Genomic DNA, 18472 nt, shown 5'->3' with positions numbered 1-18472 from the left:
CTCTATATTAAAAACAATGGAAAAAATAATTGATAAAAGTTTTCTCACTAATCTAATTGCTGTTGCGATTATTATTACAGGCTATATCGTACAACAGGAACTGGTGAGAGCAATTGGTTACTTTGCCCTGTCGGGGGCAATTACCAACTGGCTGGCCATTCATATGCTATTTGAGAAAGTACCTTATCTATACGGTTCGGGCGTAATACCGAACCGGTTTGAAGAGTTTAAGAGTTCTATCAAGCAACTCATGATGCAGCAGTTCTTTACGATCAATAATATTGAGAATTTTATTGAGGCTGAAGAACAGCAGGGCGAAAAAATATTGAATCTGGAGCCGCTATTGAACGCGGTTGATTATGATAGAGTGTATGAAGGGCTGGTTGTGTCGATCATGGGCTCTTCTTTTGGCGGCATGCTGATGATGATGGGTGGGCCGGAAGCGCTGGCACCATTAAAAGAGCCTTTTATCGAAAAGATGAAGCATACATTGACTGAGACAGTTGAATCCGACAGCTTTAAGGCAGCGCTGCAGCAGGGCTTGAATGCGCATAAAATCGGCGAGGACATTGTCGGCAAAATTGAAACTGTGATTGATAAACGATTGAGTGAACTGACACCTCAATTAGTCAAGGAAATGGTTCAGGCGATAATCCGCGAGCATCTGGGGTGGCTGGTTGTTTGGGGTGGTGTCTTTGGCGGCTTGCTGGGCGCCATATTCGGGTTTGCATAATGAAAACTGTCGAATTAGCGTTTGAAGAATTGGGTAGTTCGAATGATCGTCCGTTAATTATTCTGCATGGCTTTTTTGCTTCCTCGCGCAATTGGCGACAAGTGGCGGACCGGCTGTCGGATAAATTTCATGTTTATGTGCCGGATATGCGTAATCACGGCGTGTCGCCTCATGATCCATTAATGGATTATCCTTCCATGACTGCCGATCTTAAGTCGTTTATCGATCAGCGAGGCATGAAGAAGGTCAATTTGTTGGGGCATAGCATGGGCGGTAAGATTGCGATGTGGTTTGCGCTTAATTATCCCGAGTGTGTGGACAAGTTGGTGGTCGTTGATATTGCCCCGGTCAGTTATAAGCACAGTTTTGACCCTCTCATTCAAGCACTGAAGTCCCTGCCGCTTAATGAAATCAGCAATCGTAAGCAGGCGGAAGCCATGCTCGCAGCAGACATACCGGAACTTAGCTATCGTCAATTTTTATTGCAAAATCTTGTACTGAACCATGGCGAGTATCGTTGGAGAATTGATCTGGATATTTTTTACCGGATGGCTCCGAATATAATAGCTTTTCCCGATGCTGGAAAGTTGGCGCCTTTTGTCGGAAAGGCACTGTTCATTGCCGGTGCAGATTCGAATTACGTCAAATCCGAGGATATTGCTACGTTATTTCCCAAAGCTACGCTCAATGTCATTGCGAATGCTGGGCATTGGGTGCATGTGCAACAGCCGGATATCTTTGTGGAACAGGTCGTGAATTTTTTATCAGACTAAAACAGGAACCATCTGCCAGACATTTGACTGCGAAAAGATGGGCTGTGAATTAATGCCTCACTAAAAGCGCCATCCAATTCTATCTAAAGCAGAGTCTGTCCTTATATTAATGCAAAGGAGTACGAGTTATTCGTATCTTCAGTCAGTTATAGTTCGCGCTAAAAAATTCTTAAACGGCAGCAAAAAATTATGGTCCTTGTTGCAACAGATAGTAATTTTTTTTCAATGGATGTCAGGCTGGGTTAAAAACAGGGCAATCAATATGTCTAAAACTGCAGTCCGTTTTTGAGCCAAGACTATAATTATTGAAACGGATTGGCAAAATTCGAGATCAGTAAAACACTGATCGCATAAGTAAAAGTAAACGACAATGGACAGTCTTTGTCAGTAAAGGTGACGATAACAGGAAATCTTGATAAAAAATGGTTTGCACAAAAAGCGAATTTTATTGTCTGAGAATAGGCGCGTTTGAGCACTGCAAAAAGCTATTTGTCTATCAGCCGATATTTTCCCGATTACGAGTGGCAATCGATGTATGCAGACCAATTCAGTGGAATTATTTTCATCAATATTGCATTAAATGCTGCAAAAATGTAGCGGTTGGGCTTATTGGGTATTTTAAACTGGATAAACGGAGCGTCAGCAGTCATTGTGAGAGTAACGGCTTATGAGTATCAGGTGCAGGCATTGGCAATGCAATAAGATTTCAGGGTGTATGGAAGATTAATGTGCTTCCGGTTATAAGCTTGCAAATAAAATCTTATGAAGAAGACAGGCCAGCCGAGAGTACTCGGTTACCTGTCCGATACGGCAAAACAACGGTTAGAGATCAATTTACCGGACAAATTTTAGTAATGATGCGGATTTTTATATTTTTAAGCATGAGAAAGCAGGAATATATGAAAATTCGGTCTGAATGGCGTTAAAATATCTAGAAGCAATTTTTGAGTTATTTCATAAGCTTTTGTCATGACTTGTAATTGCAATTGTCTTAAGCAGCTTTTTTTATAAAAAATAATAAGGAGAAACCGGATGTCAAAAGGTCAGAATTTGCAGGATAATTTTCTAAATACTCTTAGAAAAGAACATACACCTGTTTCAATTTTCCTTGTTAACGGAATTAAATTGCAAGGAAAAGTGGATTCATTTGATCAGTATGTGATTATGCTCAAGAATACAGTCAGCCAAATGGTATACAAGCATGCCATTTCAACGATTGTGCCGAGTAAGGCCGTAAAGCTAACACGTGAAAATGAATCTAATGAAGAATAACTCTTTGAGAGAGTAAGTCTTGGTGCCGAAAAACATTAAAACAAAAGAAAATAACAATCTTTTTATAAATATGGTACTGGAGTGTTTACTTGTTTGATCGTCCTGGCTCAGGTGAGCGAGCGATTTTGGTTCATCTAACACTTCATTCCGGGCAGGAAGATCTTTTAGAATTAAAGGAATTGGCCAAATCGGCCGGGACAGATCCTGTTTACGTGGTAACCGGCAGTCGGCGCAGTCCTGATCCGAAATATTTTATCGGAACAGGCAAGCTTGATGAGCTAAAAAATGTTATAGAAAGCCAGTCTGCAGATATTGTTTTATTCAATCATCCGCTTTCACCTAGTCAGGAAAGAAACCTTGAAAATGCATTAGGTGTTCGCGTGGTGGACAGGAATGGACTGATTCTTGATATCTTTGCCCAGCGCGCACAAACATTTGAAGGCAAGTTGCAGGTTGAGTTAGCCCAACTACGTCATTTATCAACCCGACTAGTCAGAGGTTGGACACACTTGGAGCGTCAAAAAGGCGGTATCGGTCTGCGCGGTCCGGGCGAAACTCAGTTGGAAACTGACCGGAGACTATTGGGTTTGCGCATTAAGCAGATTCAACAGCGATTGGAAAAAGTCGAAAAACAAAGGCATCAAGGACGGAGTAAAAGAAAAAAAGCCGAAATTCCGTCTGTTTCGCTGGTGGGGTACACCAACGCCGGAAAATCAACGCTATTTAATAAGTTAACCGGGGCGAATATTTACGCAGCGAATCAGCTCTTTGCTACCTTGGACCCAACATTACGGAATTGTCAATTGCCCAATAGCGCGGAAATAGTGCTTGCCGATACGGTTGGGTTTATTCGCCATTTGCCGCATGAATTGGTTGCCGCATTTAAATCTACGCTGCAGGAGGCCAGTGAAGCAGATTTGTTGTTGCATGTGATTGATGCTAATGCCGAAGACAGAGATGAGACTATAATTCAAGTCAATCAGGTTCTGGAAGATATAGAGGCTAACGAAATCAGGCAATTGGAGATTTTCAATAAAATTGATTTATTAGCGGATATTAGTCCTCGGATTGATCGCGATGAGGCAGGAAATCCCGTACGTGTATGGCTGTCTGCCGAAACAGGAGAAGGCGTCGATCTTCTTTATCAAGCACTGGCGGAAATGTTTTCAAGCACCAGAATCAAAAGAAAATGCTATTTGAGGCCTGATCAAGGGGATGTGAGAGCTAAACTATTTGCTGTTGCTAAAATACTTGAAGAGGAAGTTGATGATTTCGGCGGCTATGAATTAGTTATCGAGATGGATGCGAAGCATTTAGGTTTGCTCAAATCAATAGAAATTGAAGAATTACTTTAGCTTAGGTTTGTATAAAGTGTTTTTTTTTAGGATAATTCCCCAGCTAAACAATCAGAATTGGATAAAAATGTAGGATTTGCATGGGTAGGTTAGGCCGGCGGCCTATGCTGCTGGCTGAATGTCCTTCGGAATAACCATTAAATAAATTACAAATAATCCCATATGGAGCATATGTATGTCCTGGAATGAGCCTGGCGGCGATAAGAAAGACCCTTGGAGTGGTCGGGGTGACCAAAAGGGTCCACCTGATCTCGATGAAGCGATACGTTCATTGCAAGAAAAATTGGGCAGGATTTTTGGCGGCGGTAAAGGTGGCGGCGAAGGTTCTTCCGGCGGGCCAATAAAAGGTCTTGGTTTTTGGATAGCAGGCGGCGCGGTCTTGGTATGGGGATTATTCGGTTTTTACACTGTCGATGCAGGGAACCAGGGTGTTGAAACGCGCTTTGGCAAATATACTGTTATTACTGAGCCGGGTTTGAACTGGCATTTTCCTGCGCCTATTGAGCGTGTTGACATTATCAATGTTAAGCAGCAGCGTTACATTGAGGTTGGTTATCGGAGCGCGGGTAGCGAGCAGACTCTTGGAACGGTGCCTAAAGAAGCATTAATGCTGACCAAGGATGAAAATATCGTCGATGTTCGCCTGGCTGTTCAGTATCAGATTAAAGATGCCAAGCAATTTCTCTTTAATGTGGCCAACCCTGTAGCTACTTTGAAACAGGCTACGGAGAGCGCAACGCGCGGGGTCGTCGGTAGCAGCAAAATGGATTTTGTCTTGACGGAAGGCCGTAGTGAAGTTGTGGCCCAGATTAAGAAGGAAATACAGGATATTATGGACAATTATCAGTCCGGCATTCTGGTTACCAGCGTCAATCTGCAGGATGCGCAGCCGCCTGAACAGGTTCAAAGCGCATTTGAAGATGCCATTAAAGCGCGTGAAGATCAGCAGCGTTTAATTAACGAAGCGGAAGCCTATTCTAATGACGTTGTGCCCAAGGCACGTGGTGCGGCAGCCAGAGCGCTCCAGGAAGCCGAGGGCTATAAGGAGCAGGTTATCGCTCGGGCAGAAGGTGAAGCCAATCGTTTTTCCAAATTGCTGACAGAATACAAAAAAGCGCCTGAAGTAACAAGACAACGTCTTTATCTTGAATCCATGGAATCCATATTGAATGAAACAAATACGGTCATGGTTGACACTAAAGGCGGTAATAATGTGCTTTACTTACCAATAGATAAGATGATCCAGCAGTCGCATCCAGCTTCACAGCCTCATGCTCCTCAAAGCGCGGTAGAACAGCCTGAACAGACAACTAAAATAGAACAACCTGCGTTGCGAACTACAACTCGCGGTCGTGATGCAAGGGGGCGCCAATGACACAGAATAATAAAATATTGTTAGGCATAGGCGCACTGTTGCTTATCGGCATGATGTGCATATTTACAGTTAATGAAACTGAAAAGGCGATCAAATTCCAGTTAGGTGAAATCGTAAAGTCTGATTACGAGCCCGGACTTCATTTCAAGATGCCTTTTATTAACAATGTTAAGAAGTTCGATGCGCGTATCCAGACTATGGATTCAAAACCTGAGCGCTTTTTAACGGCGGAGAAAAAGAATGTGATCGTTGATTCTTTTGTTAAATGGCGAATTGGCGATGTAACCACTTTTTATACAGTGGTAGGCGGGGATATAGATCAAGCCAACCTGCGTCTGGATCAAATTATAAAAGATGCCTTCCGTGGCGAGTTCGGTAAACGTGATATCAAGCAATTAGTTTCGACTGATCGTCGGGCTATTCGTGAAATTCTAATCAAAAATTCCAGAGCTATTGCGGCAAATTTGGGTATGGATATTGTCGATGTCCAGGTGAAACGCATTGATTTGCCTAGCGAAGTCAGCAGTTCTGTTTTTCGCAGAATGGAAGCGGAGCGTGAAAGAGTTGCTCGCGAATTCCGTTCGCAGGGTGCGGAAGCTGCGGAGAGAATTCGTGCCGATGCAGACAGGCAACAGGTCGTCACGCTGGCTAATGCTTACCGCGATGCGGAAAAGCTGCGTGGCGAAGGCGATGCGAAATCGGCAGAGATATATGCAAATGCATATGGACAAGATGCTGAGTTCTTTGCTTTTTACCGTAGCTTGAACGCTTATAGAGGATCTTTCTCAGGCTCGGATATAATGGTGCTCGAACCTGACTCCGATTTCTTTAAGTACTTTAAGAGGCAAAAATAGCCGTGATGGTTTTAGTGAAGTAGGATCATTCACTACATTGCTTTAAAATATAGAAACGCTCCGCCCGTGCGGGGCGTTTTGTTTGAGTGGACACGCAAAAATATGCAACAAAAAGACTCCTGGCTGTTGCCAGACGGCATTGATGAGATTTTGCCGGAAGATGCCAAGTATCTTGAAAGCTTACGCCGTAAAATATTAGATACGTTTGCCTGTTGGGGCTATGAGCAAGTTATCCCTCCCTTTATAGATTATCTGGACTCGCTGTTGACCGGTTCAGGGCATGATCTGGAACTGCAAACTTTTAAACTGACGGATCAGATTAGCGGTGAAATGCTCGGAGTAAGGGCTGATATGACGCCGCAGGTTGCCAGAATAGATGCTCATAATCTCAAACATGAATGGCCCACGCGTCTTTGTTATGTGGGAACTATTCTGCATACACGCGGCGATGCTTTGGAGAAAACCAGAAGTCCGATGCAGATTGGCGCCGAGCTTTACGGTCATGCCGGCAAGGAAAGCGATATAGAAGTTATTCGTTTAATGCTGGAAATGCTGGCCATAACGGGACTGCAAAATGTTCATCTTGATTTGGGCCACGTGGGCATATACCGGGCTTTATCGAGACAGGCAGGATTAACGGAAGTGCAGGAAACTGCATTATTTGATGTATTGCAGCGCAAAGCCAAGCCAGAGCTTCAGGAGTTAATGGATGGTTTCGCCATTGATAGCGCACTTAAGGCGATGTTTCTTAAATTGCCGGAACTGAATGGAGGCAAGGAAACTCTTGATAAAGCGCGCACAATACTGTCAGTTGCTGATGGAAATGTGAGGCAAGCCTTGGCTGATCTGGAGGCTATCGCGGAAAGTCTGTCTGGCATTTATCCATCATTGCCGATCAGTTTCGATTTAGCGGAACTGCGAGGGTATCATTATCATACCGGTGTGGTATTTGCGGCTTTCGTGCCATCGCTGGGAAGAGAAATCGCTCGAGGCGGTCGCTATGACAACATCGGCGCTGTTTTTGGACGTGCGCGTCCGGCAACAGGGTTTAGTGCCGATTTGAAATTATTATCGTCATTAAGTAAAGAAATCAATCAGAAGGAACGGCGGACACTAATTTTCGCTCCTTGTTTAGATGATTTAGCACTGAACGAAAAAATCAGGGATTTACGCGCGCAAGGTCAGATTGTTATTCAGCAGTTGCCAGGTCAAACTGGAAATGCCGGGGATCTGGGTTGTACATCTATTTTAGAAAAAGATAATCAAAACTGGGTCGTAACGGCCTTAGCTTAAGTTTGGAATAATTATGGGAAAAAATGTCGTTGTCATCGGTACTCAATGGGGCGATGAAGGTAAAGGTAAGCTGGTTGATCTATTGACAGATCAGGCGGAAGCGGTTGTTCGTTTTCAAGGCGGACATAATGCAGGCCATACTCTGGTTATACGGGGGGAGAAAACCGTTCTGCATCTTATTCCTTCCGGCATCCTGCGGGATGATGTGCAATGCATGATCGGCAATGGCGTGGTATTGTCGCCGAATGCCTTGATGGAAGAAATTGAACTGCTTGAAAAGGCTGGCATCCCGGTCAGAAACCGTCTATTGATCAGTGAAGCCTGCACTCTGATTTTGCCGGTACACGTTGCCATAGATCAGGCGCGTGAAAAAGCCCGCGGCAGCAAAGCGATCGGTACGACAGGCCGCGGCATTGGTCCCGCCTATGAGGACAAGGCGGCTCGGCGGGGATTACGCGCCGGTGATCTGCTGAACCCGAAGCGTTTTGCAGAAAAACTGAAAGAGTTGGTTGAATATCATAATTTCATGCTGACTAATTATTATCATGCTGATGCGGTAGATTATCAGCAGACACTCGATGAGGCGCTAAAGCTGGGTGAGCAAATCAAGCCTATGCTGGCGGATGTAGGTGAGGAACTCTACAAATATCACACTGAAGGCAAGAATCTATTATTTGAAGGAGCCCAAGGCGCTTTGCTGGATATTGATCATGGTACTTTTCCTTATGTCACCTCGTCCAATACTACAGCGGGCGGAGCGGCGACAGGAACCGGCATCGGTCCTCTGGATCTTCATTACGTGCTGGGTATTACCAAAGCTTATTCAACTCGCGTAGGAAACGGTCCTTTTCCGACTGAACTACATGATGGTAACGGTGATCATTTGGGTACAAAAGGGCATGAATTCGGCGCTACGACAGGGCGTAAACGCCGTACCGGCTGGTTTGATGCGGTTTCCATGCGTAAATCGGCGAAAATGAACAGTTTAAGCGGAATTTGTTTAACCAAACTGGATGTGCTTGATGGTTTGGAAAAAGTCGGTATATGTACGGCTTACAAGCTTAACGGGCACATTACTGAAACAGCCCCTTTAGGCGCGGATCAATATGAAGAATGCCATGCCATTATCGAAGAGATGCCCGGCTGGAACGAAACTACAGCTGGCGTAACCGACTTTAATGCCCTGCCTGAGAATGCCAAGGCTTACATCAAGAGAATTGAAGAGCTTGTAGGCGTTAAGGTGGCTATATTGTCAACAGGACCTGACAGAGACGAAACAATTATTCTGGAGCATCCGTTCGCATGAGCTGGTGACTTTGGGAAAAGGTCTTGAAATGAATAAGTCTTCCTCTCTTCATGTAATTCCTTTGATTCATGTCTATTGAACAAGGAACAAATAGAAGGACTGCATCTGTAACGAGTGATTTTTAAGATGCATAGCGCTATCATAATAGGTAATTATGAAAAAGGCCGCATAAGCGGCCTTTTTGTTAGGTTGAGTTTTTGACGGAAATGGTTAATTTAAAAGAGTTGCTCTAACTTTCTCGACTTTACCGCTTCTAGCCATACGTTCAATTCTAAATTTAGAGCCGATGTCAGGTTTGATGGTAACTCTGTCTGCAAAGCCCCATATTTTCGATGTGAATTTATCAAGGGAATAGACTTCCCACTTTGAATTGTCCTCTAAGACAATAATTTTTCCGGAGTCTTTTACACTTTTAATGGTGTGTTTACCAATATTGTTGTACAACATATACGTTTCCTTAATAGCAAGACGGTGATATATGTTTTCCTTATGCTTGGATGGAGACGTCTAACGACGAAATGTGTTTAGAAAATACTAACACATGATTAATGATTACCATATGCTGCGCGTGTTGTCAATTGTTAGAGCATGGGGAAGCGGGGCTGCCTCATTAAGCTCTGGGGGTGCTTCGTTTTAAGCGACTTGATTAATGGAACAGTAAGAGATGGATTTTTTAGATGGTTTTGGTCGATTGGGCGATTTTCTTATCGAAGCGTAGGAAATTGCATTCGATGCTGGAAGTTCTGCATACATGCAGCCATCTGCATGGGTGGAAAGCTGGGGTGATATCGAAGCATTCGGCAAGGCCAAAACAGAATTTTTGCGCGTTATCTAGCATGTGATAAGTAGAATACGCTTTCAATTGCGAGCTTAAGGTAAAAGCGCAAGTTTCTGATATTCTTAAAAAGTGATGGTGCCGAGGAGAGGACTTGAACCTCCACTGGGTTGCCCCAACTAGCACCTGAAGCTAGCGTGTCTACCAATTTCACCACCTCGGCTGAGGAAAGCTGTATAAGCTGAGTGAGCGCATATAATATTGGCTTATTTGATTTTTGTCAAACAAATTGTAAATTTTTTTAACATTGAGGTTATTTGTGAAGTTTAAGGAACTCTTAATAACCAATTTCCTCCAAAGAACAATTTAGTCTGTAATCTATTCAAGGTCTGAAGATATGAATTTCAGGCCGTCTTGGTCATAGAAATGTTAATTAACTGCACAAATGGAGATCCAGATAAATGGAGATTCTTTTTTGTATACACGCGAAAAATTCAAAAGTTTTTTCTTTTCATGCTAATCGATATACTAAGTAATGTATTATATGAATATTACTTATGGTATCCATCACCTTGCATTTCATTAAAATAAATGACAGCGAAGTCAAAAAAAGACGTTGATTTTAGTTCAACAATAGACCCATATGCTCAGCGCGAAGCTGAGAAGTATGAGAATCCGATCCCCAGCCGTGAGCTGATCCTGCAGCTTATTGAGGAGGTAGGGCGGCCTCTGCGCCGTAAAGAGATTGCAAGAGCCTTTTCCTTGGCAGGGGAAGACCAGTTGGAGGCATTGCGGCGTCGGCTCAGAGCTATGGAAAGGGATGGGCAATTGATCTTTAATCGGGCGCAACAATATTGCCTGGTTAACAGCAGGGATTTAATTGCCGGCCGAATTATCGGCCATCCCGATGGTTTCGGCTTCATTAAACCTGATGACGGCTCTGATGATCTGTTTCTGTCACCACGGGAAATGGATCAATTAATACATAACGACAGGGCCGTTGTCCGCGTTTCAGGAATTGATAAAAAAGGCCGTAGGGAAGGTGCGGTTGTCGAAATTATTGAAAGGAATACACACCAGGTTGTAGGGCGGCTCTACAAGGAAAGAGGCTTTACCTATGTGGTGCCGGATATTAAGAACATCGCGCAAACCGTCCTCATTGAAAAAGGCGATGCTGGCAAAGCCAAAGTAGGGCAGATCGTTGTTGCGGAAATCCTTGAACAACCGACCAAACTGCGGCAGCCTATCGGCCGGGTCATCGAAGTGCTGGGCGATCATATGGCGCCCGGCATGGAAATTGAGATGGCTATTCGCTCCTATGAATTGCCCAATCAATGGCCCGATGAACTGCTGAAAGAAATTAAACCGTTGAAGGATGAAGTGCCGGAATCGGCCAAGCAGAATCGGGTCGATTTACGGGATATTCCTCTCGTTACAATCGACGGCGAAGATGCCCGCGATTTTGATGATGCGGTCTATTGCCAGAAAACTTCAACAGGCTGGAAATTATTGGTGGCAATCGCCGATGTCTCTCATTATGTGCAGATCAATACGGCTTTGGACAAAGAGGCGCAAAACCGCAGCACTTCTGTCTATTTTCCGGAAAGGGTTATCCCGATGCTGCCGGAGATTCTGTCGAACGGGTTATGCTCGCTCAATCCCGACGTAGACCGTTTATGCATGGTCTGCGAACTCTATATAAGCCAGCAGGGTAAAGTCTTCAGATCGCGCTTCTTTGAAGCCGTGATGCGCTCACATGCCAGATTGACTTACACCAATGTAGCCAAGATACTCGTCGAAGGCGATAAGAAACTGGCCAAGCAGTATAAAGCTTTGATGCCGCATCTGCAGGAGCTATATGCTCTGTATAAAGTTATGCGTAAAAGCCGGGAAGAACGCGGGGCGATGGATTTTGATACGCAGGAAACACGCATTATCTTTGGCCCAAACCGTAAAATCGAAAAAATAGTGCCTGTAGTGCGCAATGATGCGCACAAGCTGATTGAAGAATGCATGATTACAGCAAACATGGCGGCAGCGCGATTTTTAAACCGTAAAAAAATGCCCAAGTTGCTGCGGATACATGATGGACCAACTCCCGATAAATTGCTGAGCTTGAGAAGTTTTCTAGGCGAATTGGGTTTGAGATTAGGCGGCGGCTCCAAACCAACGCCTCTGGACTATATGCATTTGGTGGATTCGATCCAAGGCAGGCCTGATGCGCACTTGATACAGACCGTTTTATTGCGTTCCATGTCTCAGGCAGTCTACAGTCCTGAATTAAAAGGCCATTTCGGTCTCGCGCTGGAAGCTTATGCTCACTTTACTTCACCTATACGACGTTATCCCGATCTGCTCGTCCATCGCGCCATCAGACATTGTCTACAAGGTAAAACCGCAGAGAATTTTTCTTACGGACTTTCTGACATGGAGAAACTGGGTGAACATTGCTCTGCCAATGAACGCCGTGCCGATGATGCTACACGGGATGTAATCAGCTGGCTCAAATGCGAGTATATGATGGATAAGGTCGGCGAGGAATTCCCCGGCATTATTTCATCAGTCACTTCATTCGGCTTGTTTATCGAGTTGACCGAAATTTATGTGGAAGGTTTGGTTCATATCAGCAATCTGGCTCAGGATTATTTTCATTTTGATCCGACCAGTCATCAGTTGCTTGGCGAAAAAACCGGCATCCGCTATCGGTTGGGCGACAGCGTCAGGGTCAAAGTAGTCCGCGTAGACTTGGATGAAAAGAAGATTGATTTTGAACTGGTGCATAAGCAAGCGGCGTTGAGCAAACCTAAAAAAAGGCGGCGTAGAAGTAAAAAATGAAGTTAACCAAACTATTCGGTATTCATGCGGTACAGGCCGCTTTGGATTATTCACCCAAAAAAATCAATAAAGCCTGGGTGGACACGCAGCGGCAAGACAAGCGCTTGATGCAGGCTATCGAGGATTTGCTGTCGTTGGGCATAGATCCCGAAAAAACCGATCGCAAAAAACTCGACCGATTTGCCGAAGGCAAGAATCATCAGGGCATTGTGATCGAAGTGGAAATGCCGGCAGAGCTATCGGAAAGCGACTTAAAGCAGGCTGTGGAAACTTTGTCAGGCACGCCCTTATTGCTGGTACTGGACAATGTCCAGGATCCGCACAATCTCGGCGCCTGTCTTCGGACAGCCGATGCAACGGGTGTGCAGGGCGTGATTATTACCAAGGACAACGCAACCGGCATTACACCGACAGTCTGTAAGGTGGCCAGCGGCGCGGCCGAAACAGTGCCCGTTTATCAGGTGACCAATTTGTCCAGAACCCTGCGTTGGCTTAAAGATCAAGGCATTTGGATCATGGGAGCTGCCGGTTCCGCAAACCAGACTGTCTATCAGACTGACTTGACCATGCCGCTTGCCGTAGTGGTTGGCGCCGAAGGCAAGGGCTTGCGGCGGTTGACGCAGGAGCAATGTGATTTTCTGGTAAAACTGCCCATGCTGGGACAGGTAGAGAGTCTCAATTTATCCGTGGCTACCGGCGTATTGCTGTATGAGGCTGTAAGGCAGCGCTCGAACTAAAAACATGATAGCGACAACGCAACAATTATTTCTGGAAGGCAGTGATTTAAGCTGCATACGCGATGACAAAGTCCTGTTTGCCGGGCTTAATTTCGCGCTATACTCGGGCCAGGTTTTATTGCTGGAAGGTAAAAACGGCAGCGGTAAAACGTCGTTGCTGCGCATCCTGTGCGGGTTTCGCGAGCCGGATGCGGGGCAGGTGCGCTGGTGCGGTGAAGCCGTAAACGACAGTCAGTTTTATGCGCAGATGGCTTATGTCGGCCATCTGGACGGCATTAAAAAAGAATTGACCGTGCTGGAAAATTTAAAAATGGCATTGGCATTAAGCAAGCCTGGACGCTATACGATTGAGTCAGCTTTAGATAAAGTCCATTTGGCCGGATTCGATGATGCACTCGTGCAGACCTTGTCGGCGGGGCAAAAAAGAAGACTGTCGTTGGCCCGTTTGCTGATCACGGACAATCAATTGTGGATTCTTGATGAGCCTTTTACCTCATTGGACAAACAAGGGATTGCTCTTATTGAAACTTTAATGATCGAACATGCAGTCAAAGGCGGCATGATCATTTTGACTTCACATCATGACATCGATCTGCATGATGTTGACGTGCAACGTATTAATTTGTCCTGATGTCCTTATCTCGTGCATTTTTCGCCATTATCCGGCGCGATCTGGTCCTGGCCTTGCGCCGGCGCTCGGAAATGGTTAATCCGCTGCTGTTTTTCATCCTGGTAATCACGTTGTTTCCGTTGGGAATAGGCGCGCAGCCGAAGTTATTACAAGCCATTGCCCCCGGAATTATCTGGGTTTCGGCACTGCTGGCCGCCATGCTTTCGCTGGATAGCCTGTTTCGCTCGGATTTTGACGATGGTTCTCTGGAGCAGATTTTGTTGAGTCCGCATCCGACCTCTGTTTTGGTTCTGGGCAAAATAATTGCCCATTGGCTGGTGACTGGTTTGCCGTTATTGCTGGTGGCACCGCTGCTGGCTGTTTTCCTGGGTATGCCTGATTCGGCGTTAAGCGTTTTATTGCTGACGTTGCTGCTGGGAACGCCGGTATTGAGTTTAATAGGTGCCATCGGCGTCGCGCTAACGATAGGCCTGCGCCGGGGCGGCATGATTCTGTCTTTGCTGGTTCTGCCTCTGTACGTGCCGGTACTGATTTTTGCCGGCAATGCGGTAGAGATGGCGGGCAGCGGCTTGCCTGTGGACGCGCAAATCAGTATTTTGATAGCGATTCTATTGATGGCATTGGTGTTGGCGCCTCTGCCAGTAGCGGCGGCATTAAAAATGAGTATTAGCTGATAATATTTCGTAGAATGGGCGAAGAATATTACAAACTGATGTTACACAGTAAGTTCAATTCAGATCGGTTTAACAAAGTGTCGCTAACGCGACGGTTGTATTAATCGGATTTACCTCGCCCGAGGGCGAGTTACTTGCTTTTAACAGCCTGTGTAGGCTGGGTTGGAGCTTTAGCGGAAACCCGGCATGGGCCCTAGTCTGCCGCCGCTAAAAGCTGCGGTGCGGCAAACGAGATGAAACCGCCTTTGCATAACATCAGTTACAAATTAAAGAATAGAGCGTTTTTACCGATTACCTTATTTACACATTATTCTTCAATGATATTTCCGAAGCAGGTCAATTGGCTGGTATTGATCGGGTGATCAAAGACGGCATTGGCTTTGATTTTAATAGATTGCCTGAGTATATGATTGAACGAAGTTTGGATGCCATCTTAATTGCAGGGCATAAAAAAACGGGTTTGTAAGGCTGCTAAAGTAATTCAGGGGTCTTCCACTTTTTGTCTTTAACTTTTCGCTTTTTATCTGTTCATTATGTTTTTGATTCCAGATCCGGTTGTTAGATTCTTCCATCGCATGGCTTCACCGCCGCATTTTTATGCTTTTACGGAGCGCTTGATGCCGTGGCTGGCGGTAATTTTTCTGCTGCTGCTGGCAGCAGGTCTTTACGGCGGACTTTATCTGGCTCCGCCGGACTATCAGCAGGGCGACAGCTACCGCATTATCTATATCCATGTGCCCAGCGCCTGGATGTCACTGTTTATTTATGTCGTCATGGCCGTTGCCGGCGGCATAGGGCTGGTCTGGCGTATTAAGCTGGCCGAGATTGTCGCCGTCAGCAGTGCACCGGTCGGCGCCGGTTTTACATTTATCGCGTTAGTGACCGGTTCGCTGTGGGGCAAGCCGATGTGGGGAACCTGGTGGGTCTGGGATGCACGTTTGACGTCCGAATTGATTCTGCTGTTTTTGTATCTCGGCGTCATCGGCCTTTACGGCGCTATAGATGACAAGCGCACGGCATCGAAGGCCGTGGCGATTCTGGCGCTGGTCGGCGTGGTCAATATCCCGATCATTCATTATTCCGTCGAATGGTGGAATACCTTGCATCAGGGGCCAACCGTGACCAAAATGGATAAGCCTTCCATTCATGTCAGCATGCTGATACCGCTGCTGTTGATGGCGGTGGCTTTTAAATTTTATTATCTGATCGCCATGCTGCAACGCGCCCGCGTCGAACTGCTTTCGCGCGAACGCAACGCGCAGTGGGTCAAATCTATGGCATCATTGGGAGCTGAATGATGAACTGGCAGGAATTTTTTGCAATGGGCGGTTACGCCTTTTATGTGTGGACTTCTTACGCGGTCACTTTCATTGTATTGCTGGCCAATATCATCATTCCCATCGTGCGGCGTAAACAATTTTTACGTCAGCAGGCTTTAAAGCAGAAACGACAAGGTACGCTATGAAACCAGCCAGAAAACAACGCTTGATACTGATAGCCTTGATGCTGATCGGCACCGGTTTTGCCGCCGGTTTTGCGTTGAAGTCATTCAATGAAAATCTGATGTATTTCTTTTCCACGACCGATGTGATCGAAGGCAAGGCGCCTAAGGATGCTCTGTTCCGTTTGGGTGGCATGGTCGTCAAAGGTAGCGTTGAGCGGCCCGGCGATGGGATGACGGTGCGCTTCAAGCTGACTGATTTCAGCAAAGACGTGACGGTCGAATACACTGGCATTCTGCCGGATTTGTTCAGAGAGGGGCAGGGCATCGTAGCGCATGGCCGTTTAAATGGGCAGGGCGTTTTTGTCGCCGAGGAAGTCCTGGCCAAGCACGATGAAAACTATATGCCGCCGGAAGTGGCTGGCAGCTTGAAAACCGGCATGAATCAGGCGACAGGGCAAAAATAATGATTGCGGAACTCGGGCATTTCTCACTGATTCTGGCGTTGTGTATGGCCGCCATTTTAGGCACATTGCCGATTATCGGCGCATCGCGCGCCATTGCCGGCTGGATTGCCGTGGCGAGGCCTGCGGCTTATGCACTGGTTTTATTCATGATCATCGCTTACGGCTGTCTGACTTACGGCTTTTTAACGCATGACTTCTCGATCGCCTACGTGGCGACCAATTCGAACACGGCTTTGCCTTTCCTGTATCTGATTTCAGGCGTCTGGGGCGCACATGAGGGCTCGCTATTGCTCTGGGCGCTGGTACTGTCATGCTGGACGGCGCTGGTGGCGCTGTTCAGCCGCAACATTCCCGAGACGACCGTTGCCCGGGTGCTGGGCGTCATGGGGTTGGTCGCCGTTGGCTTCATTCTGTTCCTGTTGCTGACCTCCAATCCTTTCGAGCGCCTGTTTCCAGTGCCCGTGGAAGGGCGTGACTTGAACCCATTGTTGCAGGACCCCGGCCTGGCCATACATCCGCCTATGCTGTACATGGGCTATGTCGGCTTCTCTGTCGCGTTTGCGTTCGCTATTGCGGCGCTGCTGGAAGGCCGGTTGGATGCCGCCTGGGCGCGCTGGTCAAGGCCCTGGACCAATATTGCCTGGATGTTCCTGACGCTGGGCATCGCCCTGGGCAGCTGGTGGGCATATTACGAGCTGGGCTGGGGCGGCTGGTGGTTCTGGGACCCGGTGGAGAATGCCTCATTCATGCCCTGGCTGGTCGGGACCGCATTGATCCATTCCTTGGCGGCAACCGAAAAACGCGGCGTCTTCAAGACCTGGACGGTATTGCTGGCAATTTTCGCGTTTTCTTTGAGTTTGCTTGGCACGTTCCTGGTACGGTCCGGCGTATTGACGTCGGTGCACGCGTTTGCCAGCGATCCGGCCAGAGGTTTGTTTATTCTGGTGTTTCTGGCCGTCGTTGTGGGCGGTTCGCTGCTGCTGTATGCGGTCAGAGCGCCTTACGTCAAAAGCAGTGCGACTTTTGAACTGGTGTCTAAAGAATCCGTGATTTTGCTGAACAACGTTCTGCTCGTCGTGACGGCAGCCAGCATCCTGCTCGGCACCTTATATCCATTGATTATCGACGCGTTGGGGCTAGGCAAGATTTCGGTCGGCCCGCCTTATTTCAATGCCGTATTCATACCATTGATGGCGCCGCTATCGATTGCCGTAGGTTTGGGCGTGCTGCTTCGCTGGAAGCGGGACGACATCAAGACGGTCGCCTTGCGCGTGCGCTGGGCGATCCTGATCTGCGCGGCAGGCGGTCTGCTGATCCCTCTCGTCATGCCTTTTTATTCCTGGGCGGCGGTGCTGGGCATGACGCTGGCGTTATGGACCGCGGCTATTTCGATTCTGGCCTTTATGGACCGGACCGGCGCACGGGGCTTTTCATGGCAGCGGCTGCGGAGCGTGCCGGCCGGTTTTTACGGCATGACCCTGGCGCATCTGGGTATCGCAGTGTTTGTGGTCGGCATTACCTTCACGACCGTTTACAGCGTCGAGCGAGACGTGCGCATGGCGCCCGGCGAGACGCTGGATATGTCGGGCTATCTGTTTGAGTTTCATGGCGTGCGGCAGTCCGATGGGCCTAATTACCGCGCTGAGCAGGCTTTCGTTACAGTCAGCCATAAAGGTGCGCAGGTTGCCAAGTTAGAGCCGCAGAAGCGTGTTTATCGCGTGCAGACCATGCCGATGACCGAGGCGGCGATCGATGCCGGTCTGTTCCGGGATCTGTTCGTGGCCATAGGCGAGCCGCTGGGCAACGAGGGCGCCTGGAGCCTTCGCATTTACTACAAATCATTCATCCGCTGGATCTGGCTGGGCGCCGTATTCATGGCGGCGGGCGGCTTGTGCGCGGCCTTCGACAGGCGCTACCGGTACAAAATAAAAGAGGCAAGGTAAGAACTTTT

18 protein-coding genes and 1 tRNA gene are annotated in these 18472 nt (G+C 47.0%); 17 read left to right on the top strand and 2 right to left on the bottom strand.

Going from position 1 to position 18472, the window contains the following annotated elements:
• The first annotated feature begins 16 nt into the window (after positions 1–16).
• The 8 genes from ACTNE6_RS14055 (at position 17) to ACTNE6_RS14020 (ending at position 8961) form a co-directional block, all read left to right on the top strand.
• Positions 17–733, top strand: coding sequence for a DUF445 domain-containing protein (locus tag ACTNE6_RS14055; protein WP_194970185.1), 717 nt, complete (start codon positions 17–19; stop codon positions 731–733).
• A complete protein-coding gene (locus ACTNE6_RS14050) occupies positions 733–1506 on the top strand; it encodes an alpha/beta fold hydrolase (RefSeq protein WP_442497183.1) in 774 nt (257 codons plus the stop codon). The genes ACTNE6_RS14055 and ACTNE6_RS14050 overlap by 1 nt, the downstream gene beginning before the upstream one ends.
• A gap of 1032 nt (positions 1507–2538) precedes the next feature.
• On the top strand, positions 2539–2778 hold the full coding sequence (hfq, locus tag ACTNE6_RS14045) for an RNA chaperone Hfq (protein WP_020160432.1): 240 nt from the start codon (positions 2539–2541) through the stop codon (positions 2776–2778).
• 89 nt (positions 2779–2867) lie between these two features.
• Positions 2868–4133 carry a ribosome rescue GTPase HflX gene (gene hflX / locus ACTNE6_RS14040; RefSeq protein ID WP_442497182.1) on the top strand — a complete coding sequence of 422 codons (1266 nt, stop codon included), beginning with the start codon at positions 2868–2870 and terminating at the stop codon, positions 4131–4133.
• A 175-nt stretch (positions 4134–4308) separates the two neighbouring features.
• Positions 4309–5508 (top strand): FtsH protease activity modulator HflK, encoded by a 1200-nt coding sequence (gene hflK / locus ACTNE6_RS14035; protein ID WP_194970141.1) that lies wholly within the window; start codon positions 4309–4311, stop codon positions 5506–5508.
• Positions 5505–6362 (top strand): protease modulator HflC, encoded by an 858-nt coding sequence (hflC, locus tag ACTNE6_RS14030; protein WP_194970140.1) that lies wholly within the window; start codon positions 5505–5507, stop codon positions 6360–6362. Before hflK ends, hflC begins: the two co-directional genes overlap by 4 nt.
• Positions 6363–6464: 102 nt before the next feature.
• Positions 6465–7655 (top strand): ATP phosphoribosyltransferase regulatory subunit, encoded by a 1191-nt coding sequence (locus ACTNE6_RS14025; RefSeq protein WP_442497181.1) that lies wholly within the window; start codon positions 6465–6467, stop codon positions 7653–7655.
• A 13-nt stretch (positions 7656–7668) separates the two neighbouring features.
• A complete protein-coding gene (locus ACTNE6_RS14020; RefSeq protein WP_442497180.1) occupies positions 7669–8961 on the top strand; it encodes an adenylosuccinate synthase in 1293 nt (430 codons plus the stop codon).
• Positions 8962–9171: 210 nt separating this feature from the next.
• Here ACTNE6_RS14020 and ACTNE6_RS14015 read toward each other — a convergent pair whose 3' ends face one another.
• Entirely contained in the window at positions 9172–9408 is a 237-nt protein-coding gene (locus ACTNE6_RS14015) for a hypothetical protein (protein WP_194970137.1), read from the bottom strand.
• A gap of 464 nt (positions 9409–9872) precedes the next feature.
• A tRNA-Leu gene (locus tag ACTNE6_RS14010) sits at positions 9873–9959 on the bottom strand.
• Between the two features lie 368 nt (positions 9960–10327).
• Here ACTNE6_RS14010 and rnr point away from each other — a divergent pair.
• The 9 genes from rnr to ACTNE6_RS13965 all read left to right on the top strand — a co-directional run bounded on the left by rnr (position 10328) and on the right by ACTNE6_RS13965 (position 18464).
• Positions 10328–12571 carry a ribonuclease R gene (gene rnr, locus ACTNE6_RS14005; protein WP_442497179.1) on the top strand — a complete coding sequence of 748 codons (2244 nt, stop codon included), beginning with the start codon at positions 10328–10330 and terminating at the stop codon, positions 12569–12571.
• Positions 12568–13308: a 23S rRNA (guanosine(2251)-2'-O)-methyltransferase RlmB gene (gene rlmB / locus ACTNE6_RS14000; RefSeq protein ID WP_442497178.1), complete on the top strand. Its 741-nt coding sequence runs from the start codon at positions 12568–12570 to the stop codon at positions 13306–13308. The genes rnr and rlmB overlap by 4 nt, the downstream gene beginning before the upstream one ends.
• 4 nt (positions 13309–13312) lie before the next feature.
• Entirely contained in the window at positions 13313–13939 is a 627-nt protein-coding gene (gene ccmA / locus ACTNE6_RS13995) for a cytochrome c biogenesis heme-transporting ATPase CcmA (protein ID WP_442497177.1), read from the top strand.
• Entirely contained in the window at positions 13939–14613 is a 675-nt protein-coding gene (gene ccmB / locus ACTNE6_RS13990) for a heme exporter protein CcmB (RefSeq protein ID WP_268120000.1), read from the top strand. Before ccmA ends, ccmB begins: the two co-directional genes overlap by 1 nt.
• 340 nt (positions 14614–14953) lie before the next feature.
• Positions 14954–15079 (top strand): hypothetical protein, encoded by a 126-nt coding sequence (locus ACTNE6_RS13985; protein ID WP_255528712.1) that lies wholly within the window; start codon positions 14954–14956, stop codon positions 15077–15079.
• Between the two features lie 67 nt (positions 15080–15146).
• Entirely contained in the window at positions 15147–15911 is a 765-nt protein-coding gene (locus ACTNE6_RS13980) for a heme ABC transporter permease (RefSeq protein ID WP_194971317.1), read from the top strand.
• A complete protein-coding gene (gene ccmD / locus ACTNE6_RS13975; RefSeq protein WP_434485587.1) occupies positions 15911–16078 on the top strand; it encodes a heme exporter protein CcmD in 168 nt (55 codons plus the stop codon). The genes ACTNE6_RS13980 and ccmD overlap by 1 nt, the downstream gene beginning before the upstream one ends.
• Positions 16075–16521, top strand: a complete 447-nt coding sequence (gene ccmE / locus ACTNE6_RS13970; RefSeq protein WP_194971316.1) for a cytochrome c maturation protein CcmE — start codon at positions 16075–16077, stop codon at positions 16519–16521. Before ccmD ends, ccmE begins: the two co-directional genes overlap by 4 nt.
• Positions 16521–18464, top strand: a complete 1944-nt coding sequence (locus ACTNE6_RS13965) for a heme lyase CcmF/NrfE family subunit (protein WP_442497176.1) — start codon at positions 16521–16523, stop codon at positions 18462–18464. Before ccmE ends, ACTNE6_RS13965 begins: the two co-directional genes overlap by 1 nt.
• The last annotated feature ends 8 nt before the right edge of the window (positions 18465–18472 follow it).

The organism is Methylobacter sp. sgz302048 (assembly GCF_052162025.1).
Lineage (GTDB): Bacteria > Pseudomonadota > Gammaproteobacteria > Methylococcales > Methylomonadaceae > Methylobacter.
The sequence above is the reverse complement of the archived record's forward strand: the minus strand, read 5'-3'. Positions and strand labels throughout refer to the sequence as shown.